Raw genomic sequence first — 14,212 nt, forward strand, 5'->3', positions numbered from 1 at the left:
CAGGGCGAAGCTGGGGAGGCCTCGACCCGGTTTCGCTCGCAGTCACCTGCGAGCGGGGTGTTTCTCTCATCTGCAGAAACCGTACGGCAGGGGCTGAGGGTGCGACAGCCGGTTGGGCAACATCCCATCGGCCTCGCACACCTTCTTCACACGGCCCGACCGTCGTCGCAGGTCACGGAAGTATTGCGGTCCGCGTCGTCACGATCGGGCGGTGTGGCTCCTGTTGCCGGAGCGGTGTCCAGGGGTCTGCTCAGAGAGCGGCGAACGCGTTCTCGATGATGTCGAGGCCCTCGTTCAGGAGGTCCTGGCCGATGACGAGCGGCGGCAGGAAGCGCAGCACGTTGCCGTACGTGCCACAGGTGAGAACCAGCAGGCCCTCGGCGTGGCAGGCCTTGGCGATGGCGGCGGTGGCCTCCGGGTTCGGCTCCTTGGTGGCAGGATCCTTGACCAGTTCGACGGCGATCATGGCGCCGCGGCCGCGGATGTCGCCGATGGCCGGGAACTTCTCCTGCATCGCCGACAGGCGCGACTTCATCGTCGTCTCGATCTCCTTCGCCTTGGCGTTGAGGTCGAGCTCCTTCATCGTCTCGATGGCGCCGAGCGCACCGGCGCAGGCCACCGGGTTGCCGCCGTAGGTGCCGCCGAGGCCGCCCGCGTGCGCGGCGTCCATGATCTCGGCCTTGCCGGTGACGGCGGCGAGCGGGAGGCCGCCCGCGATGCCCTTGGCGGTCGTGATCAGGTCCGGGACGATGCCCTCGTCCTCACACGCGAACCACTGGCCCGTGCGGCAGAAGCCGGACTGGATCTCGTCCGCGACGAAGACGATGCCGTTGTCGGCGGCGTACTGGCGGATCGCCGGGAGGAAGCCCTTGGCCGGCTCGATGAAGCCGCCCTCGCCGAGCACCGGCTCGATGATGATCGCGGCGACGTTGTCCGCGCCGACCTGCTTGGAGATCTGGTCGATGGCCTGCTTGGCCGCCTCCGGACCGGCGTTCTCGGCGCCGGTCGGCCAGCGGTAGCCGTACGCGAGCGGGGCGCGGTAGACCTCGGGGGCGAACGGGCCGAAGCCGTGCTTGTACGGCATGTTCTTCGCGGTCAGCGCCATCGTCAGGTTGGTGCGGCCGTGGTAGCCGTGGTCGAAGACGACGACCGCCTGGCGCTTGGTGTAGGCGCGGGCGATCTTGACCGCGTTCTCCACCGCCTCGGCGCCGGAGTTGAACAGGGCCGACTTCTTGGCGTGGTCGCCCGGCGTCAGCTCCGCGAGGGCCTCGGCGACCGCCACGTAGCTCTCGTACGGCGTGACCATGAAGCAGGTGTGGGTGAACTCCTGCAGCTGGGCGGAGGCGCGGCGGACCACGGCCTCGGCGGAGGCGCCGACGGAGGTCACGGCGATGCCGGAACCGAAGTCGATGAGGCGGTTCCCGTCGACGTCCTCGATGATGCCGCGGTCGACCCTGGCGGTGAACACCGGCAGCGTGGAGCCCACACCTGCGGCGACGACCGCGGTGCGGCGGGCCTGCAGCTCCTGCGACTTCGGGCCGGGGATGGCGGTGACGACGCGGCGCTCCTGCGGGATGTCGCTCATGCGGGGCTCCTGATTCTGGATCCGGTCCCGGGCTCGGTCGCGATGTCGATCGATGTCGATGTCGCCGGTTCGCCGGGGCTGCTTTCGGGGGGTTTCTCGCAGGTTAGGCGCGGGGGAACGGGGCGGTCATGCTCCATCCGGGCGGGGTCGGTGGTGCCTGTTGTCCGTCTTGGACAGGTGTGGATCCGGTGCGGTCTCCGTTCCGGACGGGCGCGTGCGCCGCGACGGGCCCGGTCCATGGGGCGCGTATGCGGTGAACTCCCCTGGTACGGGCATTAGATTGAGGCGCGATCGACGCGACACGGCACGAACGGACCGGCAGGTCGGGAGGGCGTCAAGCCATGGACAGCGACAGCGGGATGCGGGAGACGCGCGGGGCAGGAGGCGAACGGCGGGCCGCCGCGCCCGTGCCGCGTCCCGCGCGGCCGCCCCGCCCGACCGCCCCGCCGATGCCCCGGCAGGCGCCGAGCGCGCCCCGCGGTTCGGTCGCGGAGTGGCTCGCCGCGCGCCGCCCCAAGGCGCAGCCGGGTGTGTGGCGGTACGAGTACGAGCCCCGGCCCCCCGAGCGGGACACGTCGGCGCTCGGGCGCAGGCTGCTGGTGTGGATGGGCCTGTCGTTCCTGGTCGGCGTCCTGTTGTGGAGCCTGTGGCGGCGCGGCACGCTGCCGTACCAGTGGGTCCCCCTCAAGGTCTTCACGCCGGACGGCTGGTGGTGGCCGGGCACGACGTCGCCCAAGGACCCGAAGGCGGACGCCGCACGCGTCGTCTACCAAGGCGTGGCCTTCGCTCTGATCGTCTTCCTGGTGGGGCGTTTCGGGGCCTGGGGGGAGGGCATCCAGCACTTCATCGTCCGTAGGCCCCAGCCCGTCCGGGCCGTCGTGGCCTCGGCCGCCGCGGTGGTCGTGCTCGTCTTCGTATGGCCGGACGCGCTCGGCCTGTCGTGGCGGCCGCTGCCGATCGTCGACCCGGTCCTCTCCCTCGTCGTCCTCGTCACCGGCGGCTACGGCTTCTTCGAGGTCCCGGTCCTCACCTACCTCCTGTACGCCCTGATCACGGCGGCGGTCCTGTGGCCGTTCGCCCGGCTCGGCGGCTGGCTCGACGTCTGGTCAGCGCGCCGCAAGAAGGAGGCGCCGCCCGTCCCCGCCGCACCACCCGCGCGCGCGAGCTGGGCACAGCTGCGCGAGGCGGGCCAGTCCCGGGCCGCCGACGCGCTCACCGCCGAAGTGGCGGGTGGCCGCATGAACGACGTCGACTGCGCGCGCGTCACCCACGCCTGGCGGCACACCGCCGACCCCGCCGACTTCGCCAAGACCGTGCTCAAGCAGGGCGCGGGCGCCTGGGCGCACCCCTCGGGCCAGCGCGATCTGCCGGCCCGCGCGGCGGCCCACGACCTGCTCGTCGGCCAGGTGCGGATCGGCTCCTACGCGAGCGACGAGCGCAATCCGTACGCGCTGCGGGGCGCGGGCGTGGCCCTCGACCCGAGCCTGCTCGGCACCTCGCTGCTCGCCGTAGGGCCGCCGGGCGCCGGCAAGACGGCCGGGGTCGTACGCCCCGTGGTCGAGTCCCTGGCGCTCCAGGCGCTCACCGGCCAGTGCGCCGTGCTCGCGGTCTGCGCGCAGGGCACCCCGCTCGGCCCCGACGACGCGTACGACGTGGTGGTCAGGCCGGGCGACCGCGCCTCGGTGCACGACCTCGACCTGTACGCGGACGCCACCGACCCGGACGAGGCGGCGGGCTTCCTCGCCGAGGGCCTGGCCGGCGACTTGGAGAGCGTCGACACCGGGCGCGCCGCCACCGCGCTCGCCCAGCTCCTCGGCCCCTACCGCGAGGCGCACGACGCGTTCCCCGCGGTGCCGGTGCTGCGCGAACTCCTGGAGGGCGAGCCGGAGGCCCTCGCCGACCTCAAGGAGCGGCTGATGGCGGACTCCGCGATGCGCCGCGAACTCGACGCCCGGCAGCGCCAGTTCGGCACCGCGGGCGACCCGGGCCCGATGCTCGCCGACCGCCTCGCCCTCCTGGACCGCCCGATCTTCGCCGGCTTCTTCGACCCGGCGGCCGCCCGCCCGTTCTCCGTACGGGCCCTCGCGCACCATCCGCTGCGGGTCCGCGTCGACCTGCCCGAGCAGGGCCACGAAGAGGCGTCCCGGCTGCTCGCCCGGCTGCTGCTCGCCCAGTTCACCTCCGTCGTACGCGGCCGGGCGGGGCGCTCCCACTTCGCCTGCCTGGTCCTCGACGACGCGGCGCGCACCGTCACCGCCGAAACGGTCCGCGGCATCCAGCGGCTGCGCTCCGCGCACGCCGGAGTGGTGCTCGGCCTGCGCACCATCGGCGAGGTCGCCGAGCCCCTGCAGGGCCCGCTGTACGCGGCGGTCGGCTGCCGCATGGCGTTCTCCGGGGTCACGACGTGGGACGGCCGGCGCTTCGCGGAGGCTTGGGGCACGGAGTGGGTGGAGACCGAGGAGGTCGCGCAGCACGCGGTGTTCGCGCAGCAGCCGCTGACCCGCGCGCTGCACAAGGCGCGCCAGATGGTGACCGGGAAGGCCGTCACCACGGACGCCGTCACGGTCCGCAAGGTGGAGCGCGAACGCTGGTCGGCCTCCGATCTGGCACACGCGGTGCCGCCGGGGCACGCGGTGCTCTCGCTCACCACCGTGCGCGGGGAGCACGCTCCGCCGCTGCTCGTGGACCTGCGCCGCTGAAAGTGGCGGGAGGCGTCCGAAGGTCGACCGAGCTTTCAGGGGGGTCGACCACGGTTGTACGTACGGTAAGGCAGAATCAACACTGGTCGTTCATACGGACCGGCCAAAAGCTTCACAAGATCCACCTGTACGCCCTGCCCCCGTGTACACCCCCGCTCACCCGAAGGCCTGGCCCATGCCGCCCACGCTCGCCTCGCTCGTCCACCACTCGGCGCTCAAGCTCGGCGTGCGCGCGGGCGAGCAGCATCTGGACACCCCGGTCCGCTGGGCGCATGTGAGCGAACTCGCCGACCCCGTCCCGTACATGGAGGGCGGCGAGCTCCTCCTGATCACCGCGCTCAAGCTGGACGCCGAGGACCCCGACGCCATGCGCCGCTACGTGAAGCGGCTCTCCGAGGCGGGTGTCGTCGGCCTCGGCTTCGCCGTCGGCGTCAACTACGACGACGTTCCCGAGGCACTCGTAAAGGCGGCGAAGGACGAGGGGTTGCCGCTGCTCGCGGTGCCGCCGCGCACGCCGTTCATCGCCATCAGCAAGGCGGTCTCCGCCGCGATCGCCGCCGAGCAGTACAAGGCCGTCACCTCCGGGTTCGCCGCCCAGCGCGAACTCACCAAGCAGGCGCTCGGCAGCGGGCCCGAAGGGGTGCTCGGCGTGCTCGCCGCCCAGGTCGACGGGTGGGCCGCGCTGTACGACGCGTCCGGCGCCGTCGTCGCCACCGCCCCGGACTGGGCGGGCCGCCGCGCCGTCCGTCTGACCGGCGAGGTCGAGCGGCTGCGGGACCGGCCCGCGCCCGCCAGTGCGGTGGTGGAGAGCGGCTCCGACGACCGGGTCGAACTGCACTCCATCGGCGCGGGACGGCGGCCCCGGGCGGCCCTCGCGGTGGGCACCGCCACGACCCTCGGCACGGCCGAGCGCTACGCCCTGCACTCGGCGATCGCCCTGTTGACCCTCACCACCGAACGCTCCCGGGCGCTGTACGAGGCCGAGCAGCGGATCGGCTCGGCCGTCCTGCGGATGCTGCTCGCGGGGGAGCCCGACCACGCGCGGGCCGTCGCGGGCGACCTGTACGGGGCGCTGCTCGACGCGCCGTTCCGGATGGTCATCGCGGACTCCGTGGCGCCGCCGCCGAGCGGGGTGGCGGCGCGGTCCGGGGACACGTCGACCGGGAGGGCGGCGCTGCTCGCGGAGGCGGTGACCGGGGCCGGTGGTCCCGGTGCGGGGCCGCTGCCGGTCCTCGCCGACGTGGTGGAGTCCGCCGCGGCGCGCTCCGGGGAGGCGCTGCTCGTCGTCCCCGAGAACCGGCGCCTCGTGCTGCTGACGGTCGACGGCGGGACGGCGGCCGAGGCCTGCCTCCAGTACGCGGAGGCGCTGGAGTCGACGCGCGGCGAGGGCTCGTCCGAGGACGAACTGGTCATCGGCTTCTCGGCGCCGGCCGGGCCGATCGCGGCGGTGTCCGCGTACAAGCAGGCGGAGCAGGCGCTTTCCGTTGCGCGGAGACGCGGTCGCATCCTCGTCGAGCATGAGGACATGGCGGCGGGGTCGGTGCTTCCGCTGCTCGGTGACGACGCGGTGCGGGCGTTCGCGGACGGGTTGCTGCGGGCGCTGCGCGACCATGACGCGACGGGGCGGGGTGACCTGGTGGCCTCGCTCCGGGCGTGGCTCTCCCGGCACGGTCAGTGGGACGCGGCGGCGGCAGATCTTGGCGTCCACCGCCACACGCTGCGCTATCGGATGCGGCGGGTGGAGGAGATCCTGGGCCGCTCCCTGGACGACCCGGACGTCCGCATGGAGCTGTGGCTGGCCCTGAAGGCGACGGGGGCGTGAGAGCCGCCAAAACCTTGGGGCGCCGCCCCAAACCCCGCGCCTCAAACGCCGGCGGGGCTTAAAGATCGGGGCTCCGCCCCGGACCCCGCTGCTCAATCGCCGCAGGGGCTTGAAATGGGACTCCGCACATCAAGCCCCGCCGGCGTTTGAGGCGCGGGGTCCGGGGCGGAGCCCCGTGGCCGTAACGCCGTTGCCGTGCTCCAATTCGGCGAACCGGTTACCCGCGACCACTCCACCGTGGCCAAACCGCGACCCCATACCCCCGCCCTACCGTGGTCACACGCACCCCCACCCACCACGGAGAGGCCGGTACACGCACCCATGACCACCCACGCCTTCTGGCTCGCCGGCCGCCAGGCCACCGGTGACACGACGTTCGACGTCCACAACTCCTACGACGGCCGCCTCGTCGGCACCGTCGCCGAGCCCACCGAGGCCCAGGTGGAAGAGGCCGTCGCCGCCGCCCACGCCGTGGTCGACGAGTTCGCCGCGACCCCCGCCCACGTACGGGCCAAGGCCCTGAACCACGTGGCCGACCGCCTGGTCGAGCGCACCGAGGAGAGCGCCCAGCTGATCTCCGCCGAGAATGGCAAGCCGATCAAGTGGGCCCGCGGCGAGGTCGGCCGCGCCGTCTCCGTGTTCCGCTTCTCCGCCGAGGAGGCCCGCCGCTGGAACAGTGGCGAGGCCCAGCGCCTCGACACCGACGCGGGCGGCACCGGCCGCATGGCCATCACCCGCCGCATCCCGAAGGGCGTCGTCCTCGGCATCGCGCCCTTCAACTTCCCGCTGAACCTGAGCGCCCACAAGGTCGCCCCGGCCATCGCGGTCGGCGCGCCGATCATCCTCAAGCCGGCGCCCGCCACCCCGATCTCGTCCCTCATCCTCGGCGAGCTGCTCGCGGAGACGGACCTCCCGGCCGGTTCCTGGTCGGTCCTGACCGTCCCGAACGACCGTATGCCCGCCCTCGTACAGGACGAGCGTCTGCCCGTCATCTCCTTCACGGGTTCCGGCCCCGTCGGCTACGCGATCATGGACAGCGTGCCGCGCAAGCACTGCACCCTGGAGCTCGGCGGCAACGGCGCGGCCGTCGTCCTCGACGACTACGCCTCCGAGGCCGACCTGGACTGGGCGGCGGGCCGCATCGCCACCTTCTCCAACTACCAGGGCGGTCAGTCCTGCATCTCGGTGCAGCGCGTCATCGCCGACGCCACCGTGTACGACCGGCTCCTGCCGAAGATCGTCGCGGCCGTCGAGGCGCAGGTCACCGGCGACCCGGCGGACGACGCCACGGACGTCGGCCCGCTGGTCAGCGAGGACGCCGCGAAGCGCGTCGAGTCGTGGGTGAACGAGGCCGTGACCGCGGGGGCCACCCTCCTCGCCGGCGGCAAGCGCGAAGGCGCGACCTACGCCCCGACCGTCCTCGCCGACGTACCGGCCGATGCCACGATCTCCTGCGAGGAGATCTTCGGCCCGGTCCTCACGGTCAAGAAGGTGGACGGAGAGGCCGCGGCCTTCGCCGCCGTCAACGACTCCAAGTACGGCCTCCAGGCGGGCGTGTTCACGCACGACCTGCAGACCGCGTTCCGCGCCCACCGCGCCCTCGAGGTCGGCGGCGTCGTCATCGGCGACGCCCCGTCCTACCGCGCCGACCAGATGCCGTACGGCGGCGCCAAGCAGTCCGGCGTCGGCCGCGAGGGCGTCAAGTTCGCCATGGACGACTACACGTACGAGCGTGTCCTCGTCCTGACGGGCCTCGCCCTGTAGTACGCCGTAGTACCCCCGCGAAGACCCCGGCGCGCGCCTGATCCGCGCGCCGGTCACGACGGCCGGAGCCCACTGTGCGGGGGCTCCGGCCGTCGGCGTTCGGGTGCACGGGGACGCACGGGGACTGGTCGACATGCCCGTAATCGGGTACATACGATCCAGTAGCACCGGTCGGTAACGAGCCGGGCGGTGGACCCGACGCGCGGCGAGGTGAACCTCATGTCCGCAACATCCCGGCCCAAGGTCTCGGAACGAGAAGCACGCGAGGTGGCGGAGGCCGCCCGAGAACAGGACTGGCGCAAGCCCAGCTTCGCCAAGGAACTGTTCCTCGGCCGGTTCAGGCTCGACCTCATCCACCCGCACCCGCTGCCCGCCGACGAGGACGCACAGCGCGGCGAGGAGTTCCTCGCCAAACTGCACGACTTCTGCGAGACGAAGATCGACTCGGCCCGCATCGAGCGCGAGTCGCGGATCCCCGACGAGACGATCAACGGGCTCAAGGAGCTCGGCGCGCTCGGCATGAAGATCGACACCAAGTACGGCGGCCTCGGGCTCACGCAGGTCTACTACAACAAGTCGCTCGCGCTGGTCGGTTCGGCCTCGCCCGCCATCGGCGCGCTGCTCTCCGCGCACCAGTCCATCGGCGTACCCCAGCCCCTGAAGCAGTTCGGCACGCAGGAGCAGAAGGACACGTTCCTGCCGCGCTGCGCCCGCACCGACATCTCGGCCTTCCTGCTCACCGAGCCCGACGTCGGCTCCGACCCGGCCCGCCTCGCCACGACCGCCGTCCCCGAAGGGGACGGCACGTACGTCCTCGACGGTGTGAAGCTGTGGACGACGAACGGCGTCGTCGCCGACCTGCTCGTCGTCATGGCCCGCGTACCGAAGTCGGAGGGGCACAAGGGCGGCATCACCGCGTTCGTCGTCGAGGCGGCCTCCGAGGGCATCACCGTCGAGAACCGCAACGCCTTCATGGGCCTGCGCGGCCTCGAGAACGGCGTCACCCGCTTCCACCAGGTCCGGGTCCCGGCCGCGAACCGCATCGGCCCCGAGGGCGCGGGCCTGAAGATCGCGCTCACCACCCTCAACACCGGACGGCTGTCCCTCCCCGCCATGTGCGTCGGTGCGGGCAAGTGGTGCCTCAAGATCGCCCGCGAGTGGTCGGCGGAGCGCGAACAGTGGGGCAGGCCGGTCGCGTTCCACGAGGCCGTCGGCTCGAAGATCTCCTTCATCGCGGCGACCTCCTTCGCCCTGGAGGCCGTGCTCGACCTCTCCTCGCAGATGGCGGACGAGGACCGCAACGACATCCGCATCGAGGCCGCCCTCGCCAAGCTCTACGGCTCCGAGATGGCCTGCCTGATGGCGGACGAGCTCGTCCAGATCCGCGGCGGCCGAGGCTTCGAGACGGCCGAATCCCTCGCGGCCCGCGGCGAACGCGCCGTCCCCGCCGAACAGGTCCTGCGCGATCTGCGCATCAACCGCATCTTCGAGGGCTCGACCGAGATCATGCACCTGCTGATCGCGCGCGAGGCCGTGGACGCCCACCTGTCGGTCGCCGGGGACCTCATCGACCCCGAGAAGTCCCTCTCCGACAAGGCGAAGGCGGGCGCGAAGGCAGGCGGCTTCTACGCGAAGTGGCTCCCGAAGCTGGTGGCGGGGCCGGGCCAACTCCCGCGTACGTACAGCGAGTTCAACCCTTCCGGCCACCCGGACCTCTCCACGCACCTGCGCTACGTGGAGCGCTCGGCCCGCAAACTCGCCCGCTCCACCTTCTACGCCATGTCCCGCTGGCAGGGCCGCATGGAGACGAAGCAGGGCTTCCTCGGCCGGATCGTCGACATCGGCGCCGAACTCTTCGCCATGAGCGCCGCCTGCGTACGCGCCGAACTGCTGCGCTCCACGGAGGCGTACGGCCGCGAGGCCTACCAGCTCGCCGACGCCTTCTGCCGGCAGTCCAGGATCCGCGTCGACGAGCTCTTCGACCGGCTCTGGACCAACACCGACGACCTGGACCGCAAGGTCGTCAAGGGCGTCATCGGCGGTACGTACACGTGGCTGGAGCAGGGCATCGTCGACCCCAGCGGCGACGGCCCCTGGATCGCCGAGGCGACACCAGGACCGAGCGAACACGAGAACGTGCACCGGCCGATCCGCTGATCCCCGGGACACTTCTGCCCATCCCGTGTCGGACGCACAGGGAGTTCACGCAAGAATGGGGGAATGACCGACAGCCCTGCCAGCCCATCCCCCCTCGCGGACCCGCATCTCGTCTTCGACCCGGCCCCGGCCGACGCGCCTCGCGACGTCGTCGTCCTGGGGTCCACGGGCTCCATCGGCACGCAGGCCGTCGACCTCGTCCTGCGCCATCCCGACCGGTTCCGCGTCACCGCGCTCAGCGCCGCCGGGGGCCGCGTCGAACTGCTCGCCGAGCAGGCGCACCGGCTGCGCGTGCGCACCGTCGCCGTGGCCCGCGAGGACGTGCTGCCCGCACTGCGCGAGGCGCTGGCCGCGCGGTACGGGGCGGGGGAGCCGCTCCCCGAGATCCTCGCCGGGCCCGACGCCGCCACCGAGATCGCGGGCCGCGGCGACTGCCACACTGTGCTCAACGGCATCACCGGCTCCATCGGCCTCGCCCCCACGCTCGCCGCGCTCCAGGCGGGCCGCACTCTCGCGCTCGCCAACAAGGAGTCGCTGATCGTCGGCGGCCCGCTGGTCAAGGGGATCGCCAAGCCCGGCCAGATCATCCCGGTCGACTCCGAGCACGCCGCGCTCTTCCAGGCCCTCGCGGGCGGCACCCGCGCCGACGTCCGCAAGCTCGTCGTCACCGCGTCCGGCGGCCCGTTCCGCGGCCGTACGAAGGCGGACCTCGCGAACGTCACCATCGAGGACGCCCTCGCGCACCCCACCTGGTCGATGGGCCCGGTCATCACCATCAACTCCTCGACCCTGGTCAACAAGGGGCTCGAGGTCATCGAGGCGCACCTGCTGTACGACATCCCCTTCGACCGCATCGAAGTCGTCGTGCACCCGCAGTCCTACGTGCACTCCATGGTCGAGTTCGTCGACGGCTCGACGCTCGCCCAGGCCACCCCGCCCGACATGCGCGGCCCCATCGCCGTCGGCATCGGCTGGCCCGAGCGGATCCCCGACGCCGCGCCCGCGTTCGACTGGACGAAGGCCTCCAGCTGGGAGTTCTTCCCGCTCGACAACGAGGCGTTCCCCGCGGTGGGGCTCGCCCGGCACGTGGGGGAGCTCGCGGGCACGGCCCCGGCGGTGTTCAATGCCGCCAACGAGGAGTGCGTGGACGCGTTCTTGAAGGGCGCCCTGCCGTACAACGGCATCATGGAAACGGTGACGAAGGTCGTGGACGACTGCATCGCTGAGAAGCGCAGCACACCCGAATCGGGAACTTCGCTCACGGTCGCGGACGTCCTCGAAGCGGAGACCTGGGCGCGTGCCCGGGCCCGTGAACTGACCGGAACGGACAAGGCAGCCGCGGAGGCTCGTGCATGACGACCTTGATGATGATCCTCGGCGTAGTCATCTTCGCGGTGGGCCTGCTGTTCTCCATCGCCTGGCACGAGCTGGGCCACCTGTCGACGGCGAAGCTCTTCGGCATCCGCGTGCCCCAGTACATGGTCGGCTTCGGCCCGACCGTCTTCTCGCGGAAGAAGGGCGATACCGAGTACGGGGTCAAGGCCATTCCGCTCGGCGGCTACATCCGCATGATCGGCATGTTCCCGCCCGGGGCGGACGGCAAGATCGAAGCCCGCTCGACCTCCCCGTTCCGCTCGATGGTGGAGGACGCGCGGGCGGCGGCCTTCGAGGAACTCCAGCCCGGTGACGAGACGCGGCTCTTCTACACGCGCAAGCCGTGGAAGCGCGTCATCGTGATGTTCGCGGGCCCGTTCATGAACCTGATCCTCGCGATCGGCCTGTTCCTCACGGTCCTGATGGGCTTCGGCGTCACCCAGCAGACGAACGTCGTCTCGTCCGTCTCCTCCTGCGTCATCCAGGCCAGCGCCAACCGCGACAGCTGCAAGGCCTCCGACCCGCAGTCCCCGGCGAAGGCCGCGGGCCTGCAGCCGAAGGACAAGATCGTGTCCTTCAACGGGGTCGCGACGGACGAGTGGAACGCCCTGTCCGACGAGATCCGCAAGAGCGCGGGCGACACTGTCCCGATCGTCGTCGAGCGCGACGGGCACCAGCAGACGCTGAACGCGAAGATCGCCACCAATCAGGTGGCGAAGAAGGACGCCAGCGGCCAGATCACAGACGGCTACGTCAACGCGGGCTTCCTCGGCTTCACCGCCGCCACCGGTGTCGTACGCCAGGACTTCGGCTCCTCCGTGACGTGGATGTCCGACCGGGTCACTGACGCGGTGGACTCGATCGTCGCGCTGCCCGCGAAGATCCCCGCCCTGTGGGACGCGGCGTTCGGCGACGGCCCGCGTGAGCAGGACTCGCCGATGGGCGTGGTCGGAGCGGCCCGGGTCGGCGGCGAGATCTTCACCCTCGACATCCCGCCGACGCAGCAGCTCGCGATGGCTCTGATGCTGGTCGCGGGCTTCAACCTCTCCCTCTTCCTCTTCAACATGCTGCCGCTGCTGCCGCTCGACGGCGGGCACATCGCGGGCGCCCTGTGGGAGGCGCTGCGCAGGAACGTGGCGAAGGTCTTCCGCCGCCCCGACCCGGGCCCGTTCGACGTGGCGAAGCTCATGCCGGTGGCGTACGTGGTGGCCGGGGTCTTCGTCTGTTTCACGATCCTCGTGTTGATCGCGGACGTGGTGAACCCGGTGAGAATCTCCTGATCAGAAGCCCGTCACGGGCCGGCCATGGACCGGTCACGGGCCGGTCGCGCGCTGGTTGAACGCTGTTGGGGACTGCCCGGCACCATGAGTACCGGGCAGTCCCTCTTTGTGAGGGTTTCGGGGGGCGCGATGTGCTCGGGCACGCGCCGGTGACGTAATCTCGGAAGCCTCTGGACTCGATCCTCCACCTTGGGGTTGCACAGCAGATGACTGCGATTTCTCTCGGCATGCCGGATGTACCGATCAAGCTCGCCGAGCGGCGCAAGAGCCGGCAGATCCAGGTCGGCACGGTGGCCGTCGGCGGCGACGCCCCGGTCTCGGTGCAGTCGATGACGACGACGCGTACCTCCGACATCGGCGCCACGCTCCAGCAGATCGCCGAGCTGACCGCCTCCGGCTGTCAGATCGTGCGCGTGGCCTGCCCCACGCAGGACGACGCCGACGCGCTGTCCGTCATCGCCCGGAAGTCGCAGATCCCCGTGATCGCGGACATCCACTTCCAGCCGAAGTACGTCTTCGCGGCCATCGAGGCCGGCTGCGCGGCGGTCCGGGTGAACCCCGGCAACATCAAGCAGTTCGACGACAAGGTCAAGGAGATCGCCCAGGCGGCGAAGGACCACGGCACGCCGATCCGGATCGGTGTGAACGCGGGCTCCCTCGACAAGCGCCTGCTGCAGAAGTACGGCAAGGCGACCCCCGAGGCGCTCGCCGAGTCCGCGCTCTGGGAGGCGGGCCTCTTCGAGGAGCACGGCTTCCGCGACATCAAGATCTCCGTGAAGCACAACGACCCGGTGGTCATGGTCAACGCGTACCGGCAGCTCGCCGCGCAGTGCGACTACCCGCTGCACCTCGGTGTGACCGAGGCGGGCCCGGCGTTCCAGGGCACCATCAAGTCCTCCGTCGCCTTCGGCGCGCTGCTCGCCGAGGGCATCGGCGACACGATCCGCGTCTCCCTCTCCGCCCCGCCGGTCGAGGAGATCAAGGTCGGCAACGCGATCCTGGAGTCGCTGAACCTCAAGCCGCGTCGCCTGGAGATCGTCTCCTGCCCGTCCTGCGGCCGCGCCCAGGTCGACGTCTACAAGCTCGCCGAAGAGGTCACCGCCGGCCTCGAAGGCATGGAGGTCCCGCTGCGCGTGGCCGTCATGGGCTGTGTCGTCAACGGCCCGGGCGAGGCGCGCGAGGCCGACCTCGGTGTCGCCTCCGGCAACGGCAAGGGCCAGATCTTCGTCAAGGGCGAGGTCATCAAGACGGTGCCCGAGTCGAAGATCGTGGAGACGCTGATCGACGAGGCGATGAAGATCGCCGAGCAGATGGAAGCGGACGGCATCCCCTCCGGCGAACCGTCGGTGTCCATCGCAGGCTGACCCCGTCGCCGCCAGGCCCGTCCCGGGTGGGGCGGGCCTTCGCATGTCCCGGGTGGGCGGGCCTTTTGCGTCGGCGGGTGCGGTCCCGCCGTGGTCGGGGCGCCGGGGGCGGGGGGGGCGGCCCCCCCCGGGGGGCGGGGGCCGGCGGGGGGCGGGGAGACTCCCCG

8 protein-coding genes are annotated in these 14,212 nt (G+C 71.6%); 7 read left to right on the top strand and 1 reads right to left on the bottom strand.

The window, feature by feature from the left end:
• Positions 1-250: 250 nt before the first annotated feature.
• Positions 251-1,585, bottom strand: a complete 1,335-nt coding sequence (gene gabT, locus ABT004_RS24560) for a 4-aminobutyrate--2-oxoglutarate transaminase (protein WP_351340726.1) — start codon at positions 1,583-1,585, stop codon at positions 251-253.
• Between the two features lie 341 nt (positions 1,586-1,926).
• On the opposite strand from gabT, the gene ABT004_RS24565 reads away from it, so the two are divergent.
• The 7 genes from ABT004_RS24565 to ispG all read left to right on the top strand — a co-directional run bounded on the left by ABT004_RS24565 (position 1,927) and on the right by ispG (position 14,045).
• On the top strand, positions 1,927-4,284 hold the full coding sequence (locus tag ABT004_RS24565; RefSeq protein ID WP_351340729.1) for a type IV secretory system conjugative DNA transfer family protein: 2,358 nt from the start codon (positions 1,927-1,929) through the stop codon (positions 4,282-4,284).
• A 175-nt stretch (positions 4,285-4,459) separates the two neighbouring features.
• Positions 4,460-6,106, top strand: a complete 1,647-nt coding sequence (locus ABT004_RS24570; RefSeq protein WP_351340744.1) for a PucR family transcriptional regulator — start codon at positions 4,460-4,462, stop codon at positions 6,104-6,106.
• Between the two features lie 321 nt (positions 6,107-6,427).
• On the top strand, positions 6,428-7,870 hold the full coding sequence (locus ABT004_RS24575; RefSeq protein WP_351340732.1) for an aldehyde dehydrogenase family protein: 1,443 nt from the start codon (positions 6,428-6,430) through the stop codon (positions 7,868-7,870).
• 219 nt (positions 7,871-8,089) lie between these two features.
• Positions 8,090-10,027 (top strand): acyl-CoA dehydrogenase family protein, encoded by a 1,938-nt coding sequence (locus ABT004_RS24580; RefSeq protein ID WP_351340734.1) that lies wholly within the window; start codon positions 8,090-8,092, stop codon positions 10,025-10,027.
• A gap of 63 nt (positions 10,028-10,090) precedes the next feature.
• Complete coding sequence (gene dxr / locus ABT004_RS24585) at positions 10,091-11,383, top strand: 1-deoxy-D-xylulose-5-phosphate reductoisomerase (protein WP_351340736.1); 1,293 nt, start codon at positions 10,091-10,093, stop codon at positions 11,381-11,383.
• Positions 11,380-12,681, top strand: a complete 1,302-nt coding sequence (locus ABT004_RS24590; RefSeq protein ID WP_502966964.1) for a M50 family metallopeptidase — start codon at positions 11,380-11,382, stop codon at positions 12,679-12,681. The genes dxr and ABT004_RS24590 overlap by 4 nt, the downstream gene beginning before the upstream one ends.
• A 206-nt stretch (positions 12,682-12,887) precedes the next feature.
• Complete coding sequence (gene ispG, locus ABT004_RS24595) at positions 12,888-14,045, top strand: flavodoxin-dependent (E)-4-hydroxy-3-methylbut-2-enyl-diphosphate synthase (RefSeq protein ID WP_351340739.1); 1,158 nt, start codon at positions 12,888-12,890, stop codon at positions 14,043-14,045.
• The last annotated feature ends 167 nt before the right edge of the window (positions 14,046-14,212 follow it).

Source organism: Streptomyces sp. NPDC002790 (assembly GCF_040295505.1).
Classification (GTDB): Bacteria; Actinomycetota; Actinomycetes; order Streptomycetales; family Streptomycetaceae; genus Streptomyces.

Excerpts from the sequence above, each read along its gene's own strand:
- ABT004_RS24570 (WP_351340744.1), top strand. The coding sequence starts at position 4,460 with ATGCCGCCCACGCTCGCCTCGCTCGTCCACCACTCGGCGCTCAAGCTC.
- ABT004_RS24565 (WP_351340729.1), top strand. The coding sequence starts at position 1,927 with ATGGACAGCGACAGCGGGATGCGGGAGACGCGCGGGGCAGGAGGCGAA.
- ABT004_RS24575 (WP_351340732.1), top strand. The coding sequence starts at position 6,428 with ATGACCACCCACGCCTTCTGGCTCGCCGGCCGCCAGGCCACCGGTGAC.
- gabT (WP_351340726.1), bottom strand. The coding sequence starts at position 1,585 with ATGAGCGACATCCCGCAGGAGCGCCGCGTCGTCACCGCCATCCCCGGC.
- ABT004_RS24580 (WP_351340734.1), top strand. The coding sequence starts at position 8,090 with ATGTCCGCAACATCCCGGCCCAAGGTCTCGGAACGAGAAGCACGCGAG.
- ABT004_RS24590 (WP_502966964.1), top strand. The coding sequence starts at position 11,380 with ATGACGACCTTGATGATGATCCTCGGCGTAGTCATCTTCGCGGTGGGC.
- ispG (WP_351340739.1), top strand. The coding sequence starts at position 12,888 with ATGACTGCGATTTCTCTCGGCATGCCGGATGTACCGATCAAGCTCGCC.
- dxr (WP_351340736.1), top strand. The coding sequence starts at position 10,091 with ATGACCGACAGCCCTGCCAGCCCATCCCCCCTCGCGGACCCGCATCTC.